The 18,302-nt window shown below is 59.1% G+C and carries 16 protein-coding genes; 10 read left to right on the forward strand and 6 right to left on the reverse strand.

What is annotated here, in order from left to right:
• Positions 1-146 precede the first annotated feature (146 nt).
• From MLC70_RS16910 to MLC70_RS16920, 3 genes are all read right to left on the reverse strand, one after another.
• Complete coding sequence (locus MLC70_RS16910) at positions 147-722, reverse strand: pilus assembly FimT family protein (RefSeq protein WP_248185501.1); 576 nt, start codon at positions 720-722, stop codon at positions 147-149.
• Positions 723-784: 62 nt separating this feature from the next.
• Entirely contained in the window at positions 785-2,170 is a 1,386-nt protein-coding gene (locus MLC70_RS16915) for a sigma-54-dependent transcriptional regulator (RefSeq protein ID WP_248185503.1), read from the reverse strand.
• A 52-nt stretch (positions 2,171-2,222) separates the two neighbouring features.
• Positions 2,223-3,869, reverse strand: coding sequence for a sensor histidine kinase (locus MLC70_RS16920; RefSeq protein ID WP_248185505.1), 1,647 nt, complete (start codon positions 3,867-3,869; stop codon positions 2,223-2,225).
• 86 nt (positions 3,870-3,955) lie between these two features.
• On the opposite strand from MLC70_RS16920, the gene MLC70_RS16925 reads away from it, so the two are divergent.
• On the forward strand, positions 3,956-5,620 hold the full coding sequence (locus MLC70_RS16925; RefSeq protein WP_248185506.1) for an NAD+ synthase: 1,665 nt from the start codon (positions 3,956-3,958) through the stop codon (positions 5,618-5,620).
• A 25-nt stretch (positions 5,621-5,645) separates the two neighbouring features.
• Here MLC70_RS16925 and MLC70_RS16930 read toward each other — a convergent pair whose 3' ends face one another.
• Entirely contained in the window at positions 5,646-6,479 is an 834-nt protein-coding gene (locus MLC70_RS16930) for an outer membrane protein assembly factor BamD (RefSeq protein WP_248185508.1), read from the reverse strand.
• Between the two features lie 137 nt (positions 6,480-6,616).
• Between MLC70_RS16930 and rluD the strand changes: the two genes are divergently transcribed.
• From rluD to clpB, 3 genes are all read left to right on the forward strand, one after another.
• Complete coding sequence (gene rluD, locus MLC70_RS16935; protein ID WP_248185509.1) at positions 6,617-7,594, forward strand: 23S rRNA pseudouridine(1911/1915/1917) synthase RluD; 978 nt, start codon at positions 6,617-6,619, stop codon at positions 7,592-7,594.
• Complete coding sequence (gene pgeF / locus MLC70_RS16940) at positions 7,584-8,339, forward strand: peptidoglycan editing factor PgeF (protein WP_248185512.1); 756 nt, start codon at positions 7,584-7,586, stop codon at positions 8,337-8,339. The genes rluD and pgeF overlap by 11 nt, the downstream gene beginning before the upstream one ends.
• Positions 8,340-8,476: 137 nt before the next feature.
• Positions 8,477-11,053, forward strand: coding sequence for an ATP-dependent chaperone ClpB (gene clpB, locus MLC70_RS16945; protein ID WP_248185513.1), 2,577 nt, complete (start codon positions 8,477-8,479; stop codon positions 11,051-11,053).
• A 74-nt stretch (positions 11,054-11,127) separates the two neighbouring features.
• Here clpB and MLC70_RS16950 read toward each other — a convergent pair whose 3' ends face one another.
• Positions 11,128-11,613 carry a DUF4124 domain-containing protein gene (locus tag MLC70_RS16950; RefSeq protein WP_248185515.1) on the reverse strand — a complete coding sequence of 162 codons (486 nt, stop codon included), beginning with the start codon at positions 11,611-11,613 and terminating at the stop codon, positions 11,128-11,130.
• Positions 11,614-12,106: 493 nt separating this feature from the next.
• On the opposite strand from MLC70_RS16950, the gene MLC70_RS16955 reads away from it, so the two are divergent.
• The 6 genes from MLC70_RS16955 to MLC70_RS16980 all read left to right on the forward strand — a co-directional run bounded on the left by MLC70_RS16955 (position 12,107) and on the right by MLC70_RS16980 (position 18,062).
• The gene (locus MLC70_RS16955; protein WP_248185517.1) at positions 12,107-13,825 is read left to right on the forward strand and encodes an acetolactate synthase 3 large subunit; all 1,719 of its coding nucleotides are present in this window, start codon (positions 12,107-12,109) and stop codon (positions 13,823-13,825) included.
• 2 nt (positions 13,826-13,827) lie between these two features.
• Positions 13,828-14,319: an acetolactate synthase small subunit gene (ilvN, locus tag MLC70_RS16960; RefSeq protein ID WP_248185520.1), complete on the forward strand. Its 492-nt coding sequence runs from the start codon at positions 13,828-13,830 to the stop codon at positions 14,317-14,319.
• Positions 14,320-14,386: 67 nt separating this feature from the next.
• Positions 14,387-15,403: a ketol-acid reductoisomerase gene (ilvC, locus tag MLC70_RS16965; protein ID WP_248185521.1), complete on the forward strand. Its 1,017-nt coding sequence runs from the start codon at positions 14,387-14,389 to the stop codon at positions 15,401-15,403.
• Between the two features lie 90 nt (positions 15,404-15,493).
• Positions 15,494-16,339 (forward strand): CDP-diacylglycerol--serine O-phosphatidyltransferase, encoded by an 846-nt coding sequence (pssA, locus tag MLC70_RS16970; protein ID WP_248185523.1) that lies wholly within the window; start codon positions 15,494-15,496, stop codon positions 16,337-16,339.
• Positions 16,340-16,458: 119 nt separating this feature from the next.
• Positions 16,459-17,433: a protein-methionine-sulfoxide reductase catalytic subunit MsrP gene (gene msrP, locus MLC70_RS16975; RefSeq protein ID WP_248185525.1), complete on the forward strand. Its 975-nt coding sequence runs from the start codon at positions 16,459-16,461 to the stop codon at positions 17,431-17,433.
• Complete coding sequence (locus MLC70_RS16980) at positions 17,433-18,062, forward strand: protein-methionine-sulfoxide reductase heme-binding subunit MsrQ (protein WP_248185526.1); 630 nt, start codon at positions 17,433-17,435, stop codon at positions 18,060-18,062. Before msrP ends, MLC70_RS16980 begins: the two co-directional genes overlap by 1 nt.
• A 30-nt stretch (positions 18,063-18,092) precedes the next feature.
• Here the strand turns inward: MLC70_RS16980 and MLC70_RS16985 are convergent.
• Positions 18,093-18,302 (reverse strand): hypothetical protein (locus MLC70_RS16985; RefSeq protein ID WP_248185529.1); only part of this gene is annotated, 210 nt, incomplete at its 5' end.

Here is an 18,302-nt window from a genome sequence, read left to right on the forward strand (position 1 = left end):
TCTGTGGCCTGACGGCCACCCGGGGGTGGGTCAAAATAAATGGCCAGTAGTGGGTCATTTTAATTGGCCACTAACAGCTGGGACCGTGATAACGATGGGTTGGCTGCCGGAGACGATACCTGGGAGCGCTGAAACCTGGTTTTTAATTAGGATGAGGTATGGGGGCATTCAATTAATGCCCCCCACTTCAGTTTTATTGAACCAATATGACTATCAACGCTCTGACTGCGGAATCGGCCGCCTTTGTTGACCGCCATGTAGGATATTTTTCGACCGGCGCTAGGCTGACTGGGACAAAGGACGAGCCCGCCGGAACCTCCATGGGTCATTCCACTCGAGCTGAACTGCAAATATCCGCGTTTGGCTGTGCGGGATTTGACCGAATAGGGTTTAGCAGGTGGATCCACCCTCCGCCATACTTGGCCAGAATCAGGTTTCTTGTCGTTGTTAGCGTCGGGAAAAACTGAAACAGGCAGGTTCCAGTCGTCGATACAGGTAGATCCCTTGCCCAGTGGGCAAACTGTCACCAGATTCTTCGAGCTTGCCGCCTTCCATCGGGCATATTCGAAGGCTTGGTGGTATGTGAGGACGATCCTCCTGTGCTTGTTGCGTTCAACGAATGCTGCCCAGGACGAAATTGTCAGGCCTGATACAATGGCGAGAATGGCCATGGCAATAAGCAACTCGATTAGAGTCACGCCGCGCTCCCTGCGGTAAGTCATATAACACTCCGTGTTACTTGGATAGGCTTGGGCTTCCTGCCCTCGTATATACTACCGAATAATCACTCCATTCCCAATTTCTTCAACCGATACCGCAACGCCCGAAAGCTGATTCCCAGCCGCTTGGCCGCCGCAGTCTTGTTCCAGCGCGTCGCCTCCAGTGCTTTCTCGATGGTCTGTCGTTCAATGGCTTCCAGGTAGCCCTCCAGATCGATTTCACCGTCGGGCACGTCGGCGGGCTCTGCGTTGCGGGTGATTTCCCGGGTGGGGGCGCCGCCGGGCTCCACGGACAGTGGAGCGTTGCCGATGTGCAGGTCTGATGTCCCGATGCGCTCGTCGTCGCAGAGTGTGAAGGCCCGCTCCAGGATGTTCTCCAGCTCGCGGACGTTGCCCGGGAAGTCATGGGCCTGCAGGCGCTCAATGGCATCCGGTGTCAGGGAAGCGGGCGCACATTCGTATTCCCGCGCAATCCGCTCGAGAATGTGATTGGCCAGCAGCTCAATGTCGTCCGGGCGCTGGCGCAGAGACGGCACCGCCAGTTCGATTACGTTGATGCGATAGAACAGGTCCTGGCGGAAGGTGCCGTCCTGCACCAGTTGCGGCAGATTCTTGTGGGTCGCGCTGAGGACCCGGATATCCACCGGCACTTCCTTGGTGTCGCCCACCGGGCGCACGGCTTTCTCCTGAATGGCCCGCAGCAGTTTCACCTGCATCGCCAGTGGCAGGTCGGCCACTTCGTCCAGAAACAGGGTGCCACCGTCGGCGGAGCGGAACAGCCCGTCCTTGTTGTCCACTGCGCCCGTGAAACTGCCTTTCTTGTGGCCGAAGAATTCGCTTTCCATCAGCTCGGAGGGAATAGCGCCGCAGTTGACCGCAATAAAGGGGCCGTCTCTTCTCGGCCCTTGCAGGTGGATCATCCTTGCCACCAGCTCCTTGCCGCTGCCGGATTCCCCGCTGATAAACACCGGTGCCTGGCTGCGCGCCAGTTTACGCACCTGATTGCGCAGCCGCTTGATTTCGCTGGAGTTACCTAGTAGGAGGCCGGGCTCATCAGAGGTCGGTTGGTCGTCTGGCCGGGCCTCAGACAGCTTCAGCGCGCTACTCACCAGCTCGCGCAAACGCGGCAACTCGACCGGCTTGGAGACAAAATCGAACGCGCCTGCTTTCAGTGATTCGATGGCGGTGTCCATATTGCCGTACGCTGTGATCACGGCTACCGGCGTGCACGGGCTGTGTTTCTGAATCCAGTGCACCAGGTCAATGCCGTTGCCGTCCGGCAGGTTCATGTCAGTCAGGCAGAGCTGGGGTTTGTGCTCGTCCAGCAATTTTTTGGCGCAGGTGATGTCGGGGGCGGTCAGGGTTTTAATGCCCATGCGCGTGAGGGTTATTTCCAGCAGGTCCCGGATGTCCGGTTCATCGTCTACGATCAGCGCGGTGTGAGTGGTCATCGTATGGTATCAATTCCCTATCATTATTCTGTCGCCGGCCAGGTTGCGGGCGTTAAATCATTCGCCCGGGGTGGGCAAAGGTTATGCGAAAACAGCAGCCGGGTTTATCGTCTTCCACCAGGGAAAGGTGAGCCTGATTAGCCTCGCACAGTTCCCTGGCCAGATAAAGGCCGAGGCCGGTTCCGCGCTTGTCGGTTGTGAAAAAAGGCTCAAAAACCGAAGCACGGTTGTCCGCTGAGATGCCAGGGCCAATATCGCGAACGTCCAAATAGGTTCTTGCCCCGTCGGCGATCGCGCCGGCATGCAGGTGAACATAGCGCCTTCCACTGTGCTGTTCACTATAACGCAGGCCATTATCACAGAGATTGATCAGCACCTGCTCGATCTGGCTTTTATCAAACCGCGCCGCGGCCAGAGTGTTGTCCAGCTCAAGCTCGATCTCGGCGTCGGACTGCGGATTCTGGCTCTGGGTCTGCACATATTCCCGGCGGAATTCCTCCAGCCACTCGCCCACGTTGATCAGCTCGCTGTTGGCCGCCCGCCGCCGTGACAGGTCGAGCACGTTCTCGATGATGCCGTTGACCCGCCGTGAGTGCCGGTGAATGATGTCGAGCATCTGCCGGTCGCTGGTGTCCAGGTGGGTGGACTCCTCCATTAGCTGGGCAGCATGGCTGATGGCGCCGAGAGGGTTGCGGATCTCATGGGCTATGCCGGCGGTCAGGCGTCCGAGCGACGCCAGCTTCATTTGCTGGGCCTGCTGGGTGACTTTGCTCATGTCTTCCACAAACACCAGAATGTGGTCGCCACGGTCCTGATCCAGTTGGGTAAAGTTCACCTGCAGCAGGGGCGAGGTTGACGACGCCTGGAAGGGCTCGACCTTGCGCAGTGGATCTTTGAGCCAGGCTTCCAGCCCCAGGCGGAGCGGCTGTGGCAGGATGCGCCCGCGGTTGGCATTGTCCGAATAGCCGGCAACGGCACCAAACAGCAACTCTTCGGCGGCAGCATTGGCCAGCCGGATTTGCCCGTACCGGTCCAGCACCAGAATGCCAGTGCGCATGCGCTGGATGATCTGCCGGTTGATCTGCTCCAGCTCGGCGATGCTGCGTGCCCGTGACGACGCCAGCTCCTCACTGCGCAGCATGCGTTTGGAGATGTTCTGGAGGATGAAGGCCGCTGCGAAATAGAGGATGCCGAGGGAGCCGGCGCGCACAATGTCATCCGCCGACTCGCCGAATGCCAGCACGGCCCAGCCGGAAATGCCGAGGGAGCAGATCGCCGCCAGGGCGGCATAGAATGTGCCCATGCGACTTGGCGTCAGGATGTTGCCTGCCGCCACGGACACAATCACCAGATTGGCCAGACCATTGGTGATGCCGGTGCTGGCCAGCAGCAGGGCATGCATGATCAGGATATCGAGCAGAACCGACAGCGTGATGTGGCGTTGCTGGGGATGAAAGCCGGCCAGCATGATCAGTGCCATAAAGCCGTTCAGGGCAAAGTAGCTGACCACCCCGGCCTGATAGATATCCAGCATGCGGAACTGGATGTCGAAATTCACCGGGTCAACGAACAGCAGCGCCACCAGCACCAGGCTGATGACCACGCGGTAGTGGTTGTAGATGCGGAACAGTTTGCCGCGCTGGGTCATGACGGGGCTGCTGGGCCAGTTGTCCCGGGTGTTGGTGGCCGGTGTGGTCATAATCTGATGGGTTTCCCGCGAGAATTCCGTGGCTTTGACGGGTTATAATAGCCTTTTCACGGCAATAAGTTACAGGAGCTGCCTTTATGTCTGAGTCACGGCCACCGTCTGCCACCGGCGAGGCGCCCCGGCGCTTACGTGTTGTGATGGCCCAGCTGGATTTTCTGGTGGGCGATATTCCGGGGAACACCCGCGCGGTGATTGACGCAGCCCAGAGAGCCCACGAGGAGCACGGGGCCGACGTGGTGGTGTTTCCGGAGCTTTGCCTGACCGGCTATCCGCCAGAAGACCTGTTGCTGCGCCCGAGCCTGGACCTGCGCGTGAACGAGGCGCTGGAAACGCTCAGGCAGGCAAGCCTGGCCCCTGCGATTGTGGTGGGTGCGCCGCTCCGACAGGGTGGGCTGCTGTACAACGCCGCCGTGGTTATTGACGAGGGTGCCATCACCGGACGCTACTTCAAGCGCTTTCCGCCCAACTACCAGGTGTTTGATGAGAAGCGGTATTTCGCAGAAGGCCGCGATACTCTGGTGATGACTATCCGCGGCGTGCCGGTGGGTATCACGGTGTGTGAGGATCTCTGGAGTGATGGTCCGGTCGAGGATGCGGCGGCCGCCGGTGCCCAGCTGATTTTCAACCTGAACGCCTCGCCCTACGACATCGACAAACAGGCACGCCGCAAAGCGTTGCTGGAGCGCAAGTCCCGTGAAAACCGGGTGAGCATCGTTTACGTCAATCTGGTGGGCGGTCAGGACGAGCTGGTCTTTGATGGCGGCTCCATGGTGTTCGACCACTCGGGGCATCTGGATGTGGAGGTGCCTCAGTTCGAGGAGGGGCTGTTCCCGGTGGACTTCCTCTGCGAGCATCACTGCCAGCCTATCTCCCAGCCGGTACCGGCGGAGCCATCGCTGGAGGCGAATGTCTACAGGGCACTGGTGCTCGGTGTTCGCGACTACGTCAACAAGAACGGATTCAGATCCGTTGTACTGGGCTTGTCCGGCGGCATCGATTCCGCGGTGACGCTGGCTGTGGCCGTCGATGCGCTGGGGCCGGAGCGGGTCAGAGCGGTGATGATGCCGTTCCGCTACACCTCGGGCATGAGCCTGGAAGATGCCGAGGCGGAAGCCGTGGCTCTGGGCGTTCAGTACGATGTGTACTCCATCGAGCCCATGTACGACGCGTTCATGGCCGCCTTGTCAAAGCCGTTTGAGGGCACCACGCCAGACACCACCGAAGAAAACCTGCAGGCGCGCCTGCGCGGTGTGCTGCTGATGTCTCTCTCCAACAAGTTCCGTTCACTGGTGCTGACTACCGGTAACAAGAGCGAGATGGCCGTGGGGTACTCGACCCTTTACGGAGACATGGCCGGCGGCTTTGATGTACTGAAGGATGTACCGAAAACTCTCGTGTTCCAGTTGGCCTGGTATCGCAATACCCTGTCTGCGGTGATTCCGGAGCGGGTGATAACCCGCCCACCGTCGGCGGAACTGGCGCCAGACCAGAAGGATGAGGACAGTCTGCCGGGTTACGACGTGCTGGACCAGATTCTCAACCTGTACGTGGAGCGGGATTTCAGTGCCGACGCCATTGTAGCCGAGGGCTTTGAGCGGCAGGACGTGGAGCGGGTGACGCGTCTGGTGGATATCAATGAGTACAAGCGCCGCCAGGCGCCCATCGGCGTGCGGATCACCGAGCGGGGCTTCGGAAAGGATCGCCGATATCCGATCACCAATGGCTGGAAAATCGGAAAGTAAGGGCTGGCCCTACTTTCCGCCGGCGTTATTCATCGCCTATCAGGCCGAAGGTCACCACGCTGGTGAGCGAGCGGTTTTCGCGTTTCAGCAGCGTGGGCACGAATTCGCCATTGTCGTCGAGCGCGTTGCTGTCCGGGAAGTTCTCTGCCAGCAGGGCGATGGAGTCATCCGCCGCCTTGTTCAGCTTCATAAAACGGAAGGTTTCCACCAGAATGATCAGGGCCTCCTCAACCGCTGGCGATGTGGAGTAGTTCTCAACCACATAACGGGCGCGGTTGTTGGCGGCCACATAGGCTTCGCGCTTGATGTAATAACGCGCCGCATGAACCTCCAGCTCGGCCATACGGTTGCGGATCGCGATCATACGCTGCCGAGCGTCAGGCGCGTAGTCGCTGTTCGGGTAGCGGTTGAGCAGGTCAGAGAAATCCCGGAAGGCCTGGCGTTGCTCACCGGGATCGCGGGCTGACACGTCAATCGGGAAATAACGGGCAGCCAGGCCGATGTCCAGGTTGTATGAGGCCAGTCCGCGCATATACATGGCGTAATCCGCATGCTCGCTCTGGGGGTTCAGCCGCAGGAAACGGTCAGCGGCAGCCCGGGCACCCTCAAGATCAAGGTTCTGGTAACGGGCGTAGATCAGGTCCATCTGGGCCTGCTCGGCATAGCGGCCGAATGGGTAATAGGTTTCCAGGGCGTCGAGATTTTCTTCTGCCTCGTTGAAATTGCCGGAACTCATGGCGTCGCGGGCATTCTCGTAATAGGTCTGTTCCGGCAGCACTTCCTCCTCCTGATTGGAGGCGCAGGCACTGATCAACAATGCGGTCGTGGCCAATAGCAATAATCGAACAACTGATCTCATGCCGGAATCCCGTATAATGACAAAAACGAATGATCAGCCATTGTAACGAGGAACCATTGCCTTGTGCAGTGGCTGACCAGACTGATTGGAAATTTCTGACCGAAACGTAACACACCTTTACCGGCCCCGGGGGCTTAATGTCTGTTGAAAATCGAATTACCGCTGCCTTTTCCGTTCCGCCGGAACTGAGTGACCGTCGCCTCGACCAGGCCGCAGCGGAACTGATGCCGGAACATTCCCGCTCGCGTCTTCAGGGATGGATCAAAAGCGGCGCCCTGACTGTGAATGGCGAGATCCGGAAGCCGCGGGACAAGGTGATGCTGAACGATCGTCTGGAGCTCGACGCCGAGCCGGAAGTTCAGGTGAGCTGGCAGGCAGAAGCGATTACCCTCGACGTGGTCTATGAGGACGAACACCTGCTGGTGATCAACAAACCGGCGGGGTTGGTAGTGCACCCGGCTGCCGGCCACGCCGACGGTACCCTGGTGAATGCGCTGCTCAATTACGCCCCGGAAGTGGAGAACCTGCCCCGGGCGGGGATTGTGCACCGGCTGGACAAGGACACCTCCGGTATCATGGTGGTGGCGCGCAGCCTGATCGCACATACCTCCCTGGTGGATCAACTCCAGACCCGCACCATGGGACGGGAGTACGAGGCCGTGGTTGTCGGCACGCTGACCGGCGGCGCCACCGTCGATGCGCCTATCGGTCGCCACCCGCAGGAGCGCAAAAAAATGGCCGTGGTGCCCGGTGGCAAACCGGCAGTCACCCACTACCGGCTGGTTGAGCGGTTCGCCGCCCACACCCACGTGCGCTGCAAACTGGAGAGCGGCCGCACCCATCAGATTCGTGTTCACATGGCCCATGTGAAACACCCGCTGATCGGTGATCCACAGTACGGCGGTCGCCTGCGTCTCCCCAAAGGCACCACCGAGGCCCTCCGGCAGGTGCTGGCGGCGTTCCATCGCCAGGCCCTGCACGCGCGCCAGCTGACGCTCGAGCATCCGGAATCCGGGGAAATCCTGAGTTGGGAAGTACCCATGCCGGACGACATGCAACAGCTGCTGGCGGCGTTGCGCCAGCACGTCCAGGACCTGGAAAGTAATGACTTCTGAGGTGCCGCTGATTACCCCTGACTGGCCGGCGCCGGACCGCGTTAAAGCCGTGTGCTCGACGCGCTGTGGCGGTGTGAGCGAGGCGCCGTGGGATTCGCTGAATCTCGGTACCCACGTGGGTGACGATCTTGATCACGTGCGGCAAAACCGCCAGCGTTTGGCCGATGCTGCCGGGATCGAACCCGGCAGCATCGGCTGGCTGGAGCAGGTCCACGGCACCGACGTGGTGTCTCTGCCCACCGCCGGCGTGCCACGGGCGGACGCCAGTTACACTCGTAAGATCGGGCACGCCTGCGTCATCATGACCGCGGACTGCCTGCCCATATTGCTGTGTGACCGGTCAGGCTCGCGGGTGGGCGCCGCTCATGCCGGCTGGCGCAGTCTGTGTGGCGGTGTGGTTGAGGCCCTGGTCAGCGGCATGGGTGGTCAGCCGGCGGAATTGATGGCCTGGCTGGGCCCGGCTATCGGGCCGACCCGGTTTGAGGTAGGCCCGGAGGTGCGGGCCGAGTTCCTGGCCCATGATGCCGCCGCGGCCAGTGCGTTTGAGTCTCGCGGCGCACGGGAGAGCCATTTTCTGGCGAATATCTACCTTCTGGCGCGCCAGCGTCTCGCAGCCTGTGGTGTCAGCCAGGTCTACGGCGGTGACCGGTGCACGGTCTCAGAGTCGCGGCAGTTCTTCTCCTACCGTCGCGACGGTCAGACCGGACGCATGGCCAGCCTGATCTGGCTGACTGACCCTTCCTGATCCCCGTCAATTTTCTGACAGTTTCTGTCGTTCCCCGCTTGAAGTCCCCCCGGTTGCCCCTACATTTAAGATCAAAGCAAACGGGATGTCGGCGATAGTGCACGGGCATCCGGTCACCGAATCGGGGAAAACAGATTATGCGAATCGACAAACTCACCAGTCGGCTGCAAACCGCTCTCGCGGACGCACAGTCACTTGCCGTTGGCAAGGATCATAATTTTATCGAGCCCCTGCATTTGATGCAGGCTTTACTGGACCAGGACGCCAGCTCCATCAAGCCGCTGCTGAAACAGGTGGGCGTGGAACCCGGACGGGTTCGACAGGCGGTGGCCCGCGAGATTGAACACCTGCCGGAAGTTCAGGGCTCGGCGGGGGATGTGTCCATGTCGAACGACATGGGGCGGCTGTTCAATATTGCAGACAAGCTGGCGCAGAAGCGAAAGGATCAGTTTATCTCCAGCGAATTGATGCTGCTGGCGGCGCTGGAGGATCGCGGCACGCTGGGGCGGGTGTTGAGGGAACAGGGGGTCGACAAGGCGGCGTTGGAAAAGGCCATCGACGAGGTGCGTGGCGGTGAGTCGGTCAACGATGCCGCCGCCGAGGAAAGCCGCCAGGCGCTCTCCAAGTACACCATCGATCTGACCGAGCGCGCTGAAGCCGGCAAACTCGATCCGGTGATCGGTCGCGATGACGAGATTCGCCGTACGATTCAGGTGCTGCAGCGTCGCCGCAAGAACAACCCGGTCCTGATCGGTGAGCCCGGCGTGGGCAAGACCGCCATCGTCGAGGGCCTGGCTCAGCGCATCGTGAACGGCGAAGTGCCCGATGGCCTGAAAGACAAGAAAGTACTTTCGCTGGACATGGGCTCGCTGATTGCCGGCGCCAAGTTCCGCGGTGAGTTTGAAGAGCGCCTGAAGGCGGTCTTGAATGAGCTGTCCAAGCAGGAAGGTCAGATCATACTGTTCATTGATGAGATCCACACCATGGTGGGGGCCGGCAAGGCCGAGGGTTCCATGGACGCCGGCAACATGCTCAAACCGGCGTTGGCCCGTGGCGAGCTGCACTGTGTGGGCGCCACAACGCTGGACGAGTACCGCGAGAACATTGAAAAAGATGCGGCACTGGAGCGTCGCTTCCAGAAGGTGCTGGTCAGTGAGCCCAGTGAAGAGGACACCATTGCTATCCTGCGGGGTCTCAAGGAGCGCTACGAAGTGCACCACGGGGTTGAAGTGACCGATGGGGCGATCATCGCAGCGGCCCGACTGTCGCACCGCTACATCGCCGATCGCCAGCTGCCGGACAAGGCCATTGATCTGGTGGACGAGGCGGCAAGCCAGATCCGTATGGAGATGGATTCCAAGCCGGAAGCCCTTGATCGCCTGGAGCGCCGCCTGATCCAGCTCAAGATTGAGCGCGAAGCGCTGAAGAAAGAAACCGATGCCGCATCGAAAAAGCGACTCGACGAGTTGTCCGATGTGATCACCAAGATCGAGCTTGAGTACGCCGACCTGGAAGAGGTCTGGAACACCGAAAAGGCTGCCCTGCACGGTTCCCAGAAAATCAAAAGCCGGCTCGAACAGGCCCGGATTGATTTGGAGAATGCCCGCCGTGCCGGCGATCTGGGCAAGATGTCTGAGTTGCAGTACGGCCAGATTCCGGAGCTTGAGCGCCAGCTTGATATGGCCAGCCAGGCCGAGATGATGGAAATGAAGCTGCTGCGCAACCGGGTCACGGATGAAGAAATTGCTGAAATCGTCTCCAAATGGACGGGTATTCCGGTCTCCAAAATGCTGGAGGGCGAACGTGACAAGCTGATGCGCATGGAGGAGGCGCTCCATGGCCGAGTCATCGGTCAGGAAGAGGCCGTGGAAGCAGTGTCCAATGCGGTGCGCCGCTCCCGGGCCGGGCTGTCGGACCCGAACCGGCCCAACGGCTCGTTTCTGTTCCTCGGTCCCACCGGCGTGGGCAAGACCGAGTTGTGCAAGGCCCTGGCTTCGTTTCTGTTTGACACCGAAGAGGCCATGGTGCGCATTGATATGTCGGAGTTCATGGAGAAGCACTCTGTCGCCCGTCTGATCGGTGCCCCTCCGGGCTACGTGGGCTATGAGGAGGGTGGTTACCTCACCGAAGCCGTCCGCCGCAGACCTTACTCGGTACTGCTGCTGGATGAGGTGGAGAAAGCGCATCCGGATGTGTTCAATATCCTGTTGCAGGTGCTGGAAGACGGGCGCCTGACCGACGGTCAGGGCAGAACGGTGGATTTCCGCAACACCGTGATTGTAATGACCTCAAACCTCGGCTCTGACATCATCCAGCAGAAAGCCGGAGAGGACAATTACGAGGACATGAAACAGGCGGTGATGGAGGTGGTAGGGACGCATTTCCGCCCGGAGTTCATCAACCGTGTGGACGAGGTTGTGGTGTTCCATCCGCTGGCAGAAACCCAGATTCAGGGCATCGCGAAGATCCAGATCGAATCGCTCGGCAAACGCCTGAAAGAGCAGGAGATGAAGCTTGAGCTGGATGAGGCGGCTATGGAGTTGCTGGCGGAAGTGGGATACGACCCGGTGTATGGCGCGCGACCGTTGAAGCGGGCCATCCAGCGTATGATTGAAAACCCTCTGGCGCAGCGGTTGTTACAGGGTGATTTCGTGTCCGGTGACACCATTCGCGGTAAGGTAAGTGACCATAAACTGGTGTTTGACAAGGTCTGACAACGCCCCTTTCGGGGCCAGCGGCTGAAACGAAAAGAGGCGACCAATCAGGTCGCCTCTTTTTATGGCCGCGTTCAGCGTTCAGCGTTTTCGCTGCTTTCCGCGCCACAGTTTTCGCTGGCGATATCTTCAAATTTCTGCCGTTGCTCCTGAATCTCTTCCGGGGACAGGTAGCGCTGTTCACCGTTTTCCTCTACCCGGATCCGGCTGTTGCGTTCGAGTATGGTGAGATTGCTGCGCGCGGTCTCACAGTTGGCTTCACGTTGTTTGCGGCGGGCCTCCTCCACGGCGGATTCCTCACGCTTGCCGGCGGCATCCGCTTCGCGCGCTTCCAGCTCGTCCAGTTGCTGCTGTGGGCTTTTGGGCCGCTGATCGCCGGAGATTTTGCCGGTGCGGATATTGACCCGCTCAGTCTGCTTGCCGGTGGGCTCTCTGTCGCCAAAGTGCGTCACACCGTTCTCATCCGTCCACTTGTAAACGGAGGCGGCGGTAGCTGCCTGGGGAACCATCAAAGGCACTACTGCCAGAATCATTGCCAGTGTCAGGGTTTTTTTGTTCATCAGTCTACTCGTCTTGCGTTAGCCAGGCCGGGGCAACTGTGGGTTGCTCCGTTGTGTTTTGATCTATTTATCATGCCAGTTGGCGTTCATGATTTCTTCAGGTTGGTTCAAATACCTGCACAAAGTATGGCAGACCTTTCACCACTATGGGCGTAGAATCCTCACACTGCTATTGACAGGGAGTTTCCCGCTGTCAAAATTACCGATTGCCTGAAGACAGGGGTCAATACGGCAGGCAATCCCGAGCGAGTATCCCCCGTTAATCACCACACTGAACGCGCCGCGCAAAGGTCGCGGGATGGTTGTTGCTTATTTGCAACCCGTCGATTGGCCGTTCTCCGCAACCCTCAGGAGGGCGGCTGGCCAGGAGACAACCTCTTAAAGGTAGTGTGGAGGAGCAGCCGGTGTCGCTTTCAAAAGAAGCAGACAGACCGGGTATCCAGGCAACCGGGAGCTATCCCGGCTCATTCACTCGTAGAAGAGGGTAGAAAACGTGGAGTTATTGTCTGGCGCCGATATGCTGATCCGGTCCCTTCAAGACGAAGGCATCGAATACATATACGGCTATCCGGGTGGTGCAGCCCTTCATATTTATGACGCGCTGTTCAGGCAGGATAAGGTCAAACACATTCTGGTTCGGCACGAGCAGGCCGCAGTCCACATGGCTGACGGTTACGCGCGGGCAACCGGAAAACCGGGCACCGTGCTGGTGACCTCGGGTCCTGGAGCCACCAACACCATCACCGGCATTGCCACTGCGTTCATGGACTCCATCCCGATGGTGGTTCTGTGCGGTCAGGTTGCGTCAACACTGATTGGCGAGGATGCGTTCCAGGAGACCGACATGATCGGTGTCTCCCGTCCCGTGGTGAAACACAACCTGAGCGTTCGCCACCCGGAAGAGATTCCCGAGGTGATCCGCAAGGCCTACTACATTGCCTCGACCGGTCGTCCCGGGCCGGTGGTGGTGGATATCCCCAAGGATATGACCACACCGAACGAGCGCTTTGAATACGTGTTCCCGAAAAAGATCAAGCTGCGCTCCTACAACCCGGCCATCCGTGGCCACGCCGGCCAAATCAAGAAAGCGGTCGACATGTTGATGGCGGCCAAGCGTCCGATCATCTACGCGGGCGGTGGTGTGGTTCTTGGTAAAGCCTCCGATCAGCTGACCGAGCTCGTGCGCATGCTGGGGTACCCGATCACCAACACCCTGATGGGGATTGGTTGCTACCCGGCATCGGACAAGCAGCACCTTGGTTGGCTGGGCATGCATGGCACCTACGAATCCAACATGGCCATGCATCACTCGGATCTGATCCTCTGTGTGGGTGCACGGTTCGATGATCGGGTGACCAACGCCACCGAGAAGTTCTGTCCCGGTGCGCGCATTGTCCACATTGACATTGATCCGGCGTCCATCTCCAAGACCATTGATGCCGATGTGCCCATTGTCGGGCCAGTCGACGCGGTGCTGAAAGAGATGATCACCCTGGTCAAGGAGAGCAAGGACAAGCCCGATGCCGACGCTATTGCTTCCTGGTGGAAGCAGATCGACGAGTGGCGTGCATTCCATGGTATGCGCTATGAAAACAGTGGCGACACCATCAAACCGCAGGAAGTGATCGAAACATTGTGTCGTCTGACCAACGGCGAGGCTTATGTCACCTCCGATGTCGGGCAGCACCAGATGTTCGCCGCCCAGTACTACAAGTTTGACAAGCCTAACCGCTGGATCAACTCCGGCGGCCTCGGCACCATGGGATTTGGTCTTCCCGCTGCCATGGGCGTCAAGCTGACGCATCCGGACGATGAGGTGCTCTGCATCACCGGGGAAGGCAGTATCCAGATGAACATCCAGGAACTGTCCACCTGCAAGCAGTACAACCTGCCGGTGAAGATCATCAACCTGAACAATCAGGCGCTGGGTATGGTGAAGCAGTGGCAGGACATGAACTACGAGTCCCGCCACTCCCAGTCCTACATGGAATCCCTGCCGGACTTCATCAAGCTGGCGGAAGCTTACGGCCATGTCGGGGTCCGGATCGACCGCAAGGAAGACCTGGAAGCCAAACTGAAAGAAGTGCTGGCGATGAAAGACGAGCTGGTGTTTGTGGACATCTACGTTGACCGCTTCGAGCACGTGTATCCGATGCAGGTTGCCCGCGGTTCCATGAAAGACATGTGGCTCAGCAAGACGGAGAGGGTGTGATCATGCGTCGAATCATTTCTGTTTTGCTGGAGAACGAACCGGGTGCCCTGTCCCGTGTGGTGGGGCTGTTCTCCCAGCGCAACTACAACATTGAAACCCTCACCGTGGCGCCGACCGAGGACGAGACCCTGTCCCGTCTGACCGTGACCACCACGGGTTCGGACAAGGTTATCGAGCAGATCACCAAGCAGCTGAACAAGCTGATTGAAGTGGTGAAGCTGGTGGACCTGACCGAGGGCTCCCACATTGAGCGTGAATTGATGCTGGTCAAGCTCAAGACCACGGGGTCCCAGCGCGCCGAAATCAAGCGCACCGTCGACATCTTCCGCGGCCAGATCGTGGATGTCACCAGCTCGGTTTATACCGTGCAGCTTGCGGGCGACAGCGAAAAGCTGGACGGCTTTATTCAGGCGGTGGGCACATCAGGCGTGCTCGAGGTGGTCCGTACCGGTGTGTCCGGCATCGCTCGCGGCGAAAAGGTGCTGAGTCTCTGACCGGTACCTGATCCATTTTTAAATCATGGCCCCCTGGGCGGGGCCGGTAAATTACTGAGGTTATCCCATGCAGGTTTATTACGATAAGGATTGTGATCTTTCCATCATTCAGGGCAAGAAAGTTGCCGTGATCGGTTTCGGTTCCCAGGGCCACGCCCACGCGTGCAACCTGAAAGAGTCCGGCGTCGACGTCACCGTTGGCCTGCGCCCCGGTTCGTCTTCCGTTGCCAAGGCCGAGGCCTATGGCCTGAAGACCAGCGACGTGCCGTCTGCGGTTGCCGCCGCTGATGTAGTCATGGTCCTGACCCCGGACGAGTTCCAGGCGCAGCTGTACGCGACTGAAATCGAGCCCAACCTGAAGCAGGGCGCTACTCTCGCGTTCGCTCATGGTTTTGCAATTCACTACAACCAGATTGTTCCGCGCAAAGATTTGGATGTCATCATGGTGGCGCCGAAGGCGCCGGGCCACACGGTTCGCACCGAGTTCACCAAAGGCGGCGGTATTCCTGATCTGATCGCGATCTTCCAGGACGCGTCCGGCAACGCCAAGAATCTGGCCCTGTCCTACGCCAGCGGCATCGGCGGCGGCCGCACCGGTATCATTGAAACCACCTTCAAGGACGAAACCGAAACCGATCTGTTCGGTGAGCAGGCGGTTCTGTGTGGTGGTGCGGTTGAACTGGTCAAAGCCGGTTTCGAAACCCTGACCGAAGCCGGTTATGCACCGGAAATGGCGTACTTCGAGTGTCTGCACGAGCTCAAGCTGATCGTCGACCTTATGTACGAGGGTGGCATCGCTAACATGAACTACTCCATCTCCAACAATGCGGAGTACGGTGAGTACGTGACTGGCCCGGAAGTCATCAACGAGCAGTCCCGCGAAGCGATGCGCAATGCGCTGAAGCGTATTCAGAGCGGTGAGTACGCCAAGATGTTCATCTCCGAGGGTGCTCTGAACTACCCGTCCATGACCGCGCGTCGTCGCCAGAACGCCGCTCACGACATCGAAGTTGTGGGTGAGAAACTGCGCGGCATGATGCCGTGGATCTCCGCGAACAAGATCGTGGATAAGGACAAGAACTGAGTCGGGCTTCCGGTACGGTTCTGAAGACGCGGCCCGTGTGGCCGCGTTTTTCGTATATACTCCGCACAAATACTTTCCGGAGTGAGTGGAATGAGTGAAGACAAAAAAATCCCGGAATCGGAAAAGGCCACCGGAACAGCAAAGTCGGCAGCGTCATCGTCTGTTGGTGAGTATGAGCCCGGCGAAGTGGTGGAAGAGGAGCTGGTGGAGGGCGCCCCCGTGCGTCGCAAAGGAATCTACCTCTTGCCGAATGCGCTGACCACGGCGTCTTTGTTCTCCGGTTTTTATGCCATCGTGTCGGCAGCCAACGGCATGTTCGACAACGCTGCCATCGCAGTGTTTGTGTCGATGATCCTGGACGGCCTGGACGGTCGGGTCGCGCGAATGACCAACACCCAGAGCAAATTCGGTGAAGAATATGACAGCCTGTCGGACATGGTTGCCTTCGGGGTGGCTCCGGGGCTGGTTGCGTTCTTCTGGTCATTGAACGAGTTGGGCCAGGTGGGCTGGGCCGTTACCTTTATGTACGTGGCGGGAGCCGCGTTGCGACTGGCGCGTTTCAATACCCAGATCGGCTCGGTCGACAAGAAATTTTTCGTGGGGCTTGCCAGTCCTGCAGCCGCCGCCTGTGTGGCCGGGTTGGTGTGGTGTTTCCACGATGTTGACCCGGCAACCTGGTTGACCCTGATGACCATTATCGTGGTTGCGGGTAGTGGCGTGCTGATGGTCAGTAACATCTTGTACCGCAGTTTCAAGGACCTTGATTTGCGGGGTCGGGTGCCTTTTGCCGCCATCTTGCTGGTGGTGCTGACCTTCGTAGTGATCGCGCTGGATCCGGCCACCGTACTGTTTACCGGGTTCCTGATTTACGGATTGTCCGGTCCTTTCCTTGCGTTGACGCGCAAAGCACGCCGCAAATCGGGCTCCGCAGCCTGATAGTTGGCTCCCCCGGCCCGTCTGGCGGGTCGGGAATCTTCCCGAGCTCTCCCGGTCAACTCTGTACGCTATCAGGGCAAAGCGCGTGTCCTGGCGCATGATTGGTCGCGGAGGTATCAATGTTTATCAAGAAACGTCCATCCTGGGCTTTGCCCTGGTCTGAAGTCACGCCCGAGCCGATATTCCGGGACCGTCGTCGCTTCATGGTCGGCAGTGCCGGGGTCGCCGCGTCGCTGTTTGCGCCGGCATTGCTGTCGGCTGCGTCTTTACCGGTGTCTGGTCAGGCACTCATGTCCGACAGAATGCCCCGGTTCAGCACCGACGAGAAGCAGACACCGCTTGATGACGTCGTTCGGTACAACAACTTTTACGAGTTCGGGACGGGTAAGGGTGACCCCGCCAGATACGCCGGAGAGATGTCAGTCGACCCTTGGTCCGTGACGGTAGAGGGGGCCTGTGGCAAGCCGGGGCAATACGCGCTTGAGGACCTGCTCAAACCTCATAACTACGAAGAGCGCATCTACCGGCTTCGTTGTGTTGAGGCCTGGTCCATGGTCATCCCTTGGGTAGGTGTGCCACTTGCCGACCTGCTTGAACAGTTCGAGCCCACGGGCAAAGCAAAGTACGTTTACTTTGAAACCCTTCACGATCCCGAGCAGATGCGGGGGCAGAGATCCCGCTTCAGCACGATCGATTGGCCCTATCAGGAAGGTTTGCGGATGGATGAGGCCATGAACGAGTTGTCGTTCATGGCCGTCGGCCTGTACGGAAAAACCCTCCCTAATCAGAACGGCGCCCCTTTGAGGCTGGTCGTGCCCTGGAAGTATGGCTTCAAGAGCATCAAATCCATCGTCAAGATCCGGTTTCAGGAAGAGCGCCCGAAAACAACCTGGGAAATGCTGGCTCCTGATGAATACGGCTTCTATGCCAACGTGAATCCTGAGGTGGATCATCCGCGATGGAGTCAGAAGCGTGAACGGCGCCTCCCCTCCGGATTGCTGTCACCTAACTGGCGAGAGACGCAGAAGTTTAACGGTTACGGTGAGCAGGTCGCGCACCTCTACAAGGGGATGGACCTCAGGAAACAGTATTGATGTCAGTACCCACCCGCGGGCCATTGAGCCGTGGCCGGTTGTTGGTGTTCCGGGCACTGGTGGCACTGGCTGCGCTACTTCCTCTGGCGCTGTTGGTGTCTCGCCTGATCGGCGGCGATCTTGGTCCGGACCCGGGACAGGAGGTAACTGAGTCGCTCGGCCTTGCGGCTTTCCAGTTGCTGCTCGTCACGCTGTGCATGACGCCCATGCGCAAATGGACCGGCTGGCCCGGATGGATGCGGGTGCGACGGATGCTCGGCCTGTTCAGTTTCTTTTATGTGATCCTGCACGTGCTCGCGTTTTTGCAGTTCATTCTGGGGTGGCAGGATGTGTGGGCGACGTTCACCAAGCGACCTTATATTGTTGCGGGCCTGGTCGCGTTTCTATTGATGGTGCCTCTGGCGGTGACCTCCACACAGGGCATGGTCAGGCGGCTGGGTAAGCGTTGGAAAGCGCTGCATAAGTCGATTTATGCTGTTGCTCTCGTGGCGTGGGTGCATTTCCTGTGGCAGGCACGGAGCGATATAGGAGAAATGGTCGTGTACGGGGCGGTGGTGGTTCTGTTGTTGGGACTCAGGCTCTGGTGGTTACCCGCGGTACGTCATCGTTTCGCTGTGAAAAAGCAGTAAATTGCTCGTTCACTGAGCAAGATGGTCGACTTATGAGCGGCTGTGTAGGGGGAAACCGCTACTTCTTGAAAATAATCCCGGTTGCTCGTTGACACCTTCGGGCAGGTCTGTAGAATGCGCATCTCCTTCGAGGGGCAGGCCGATTAGGCGGCTCCGGATTCGGGGGTCAACTGTTTGAAAGTATTGAAGAAAACGAGTTTTGAAATTCTTCAGATAAACGGTTGACAAGGCGGCGGAACG

Source organism: Marinobacter goseongensis (genome assembly GCF_023156235.1).
GTDB lineage: Bacteria > Pseudomonadota > Gammaproteobacteria > Pseudomonadales > Oleiphilaceae > Marinobacter > Marinobacter goseongensis.

What these genes read in the sequence shown, in the direction of transcription:
- clpB (WP_248185513.1), top strand. Translation starts at nt 8,477, where the DNA reads ATGCGAATCGACAAACTCACCAGTCGGCTGCAAACCGCTCTCGCGGAC.
- MLC70_RS16950 (WP_248185515.1), bottom strand. Translation starts at nt 11,613, where the DNA reads ATGAACAAAAAAACCCTGACACTGGCAATGATTCTGGCAGTAGTGCCT.
- MLC70_RS16980 (WP_248185526.1), top strand. Translation starts at nt 17,433, where the DNA reads ATGTCAGTACCCACCCGCGGGCCATTGAGCCGTGGCCGGTTGTTGGTG.
- rluD (WP_248185509.1), top strand. Translation starts at nt 6,617, where the DNA reads ATGTCTGTTGAAAATCGAATTACCGCTGCCTTTTCCGTTCCGCCGGAA.
- MLC70_RS16925 (WP_248185506.1), top strand. Translation starts at nt 3,956, where the DNA reads ATGTCTGAGTCACGGCCACCGTCTGCCACCGGCGAGGCGCCCCGGCGC.
- msrP (WP_248185525.1), top strand. Translation starts at nt 16,459, where the DNA reads ATGTTTATCAAGAAACGTCCATCCTGGGCTTTGCCCTGGTCTGAAGTC.
- ilvC (WP_248185521.1), top strand. Translation starts at nt 14,387, where the DNA reads ATGCAGGTTTATTACGATAAGGATTGTGATCTTTCCATCATTCAGGGC.
- MLC70_RS16915 (WP_248185503.1), bottom strand. Translation starts at nt 2,170, where the DNA reads ATGACCACTCACACCGCGCTGATCGTAGACGATGAACCGGACATCCGG.
- pssA (WP_248185523.1), top strand. Translation starts at nt 15,494, where the DNA reads ATGAGTGAAGACAAAAAAATCCCGGAATCGGAAAAGGCCACCGGAACA.
- ilvN (WP_248185520.1), top strand. Translation starts at nt 13,828, where the DNA reads ATGCGTCGAATCATTTCTGTTTTGCTGGAGAACGAACCGGGTGCCCTG.
- MLC70_RS16930 (WP_248185508.1), bottom strand. Translation starts at nt 6,479, where the DNA reads ATGAGATCAGTTGTTCGATTATTGCTATTGGCCACGACCGCATTGTTG.
- MLC70_RS16910 (WP_248185501.1), bottom strand. Translation starts at nt 722, where the DNA reads ATGACTTACCGCAGGGAGCGCGGCGTGACTCTAATCGAGTTGCTTATT.
- MLC70_RS16920 (WP_248185505.1), bottom strand. Translation starts at nt 3,869, where the DNA reads ATGACCACACCGGCCACCAACACCCGGGACAACTGGCCCAGCAGCCCC.
- pgeF (WP_248185512.1), top strand. Translation starts at nt 7,584, where the DNA reads ATGACTTCTGAGGTGCCGCTGATTACCCCTGACTGGCCGGCGCCGGAC.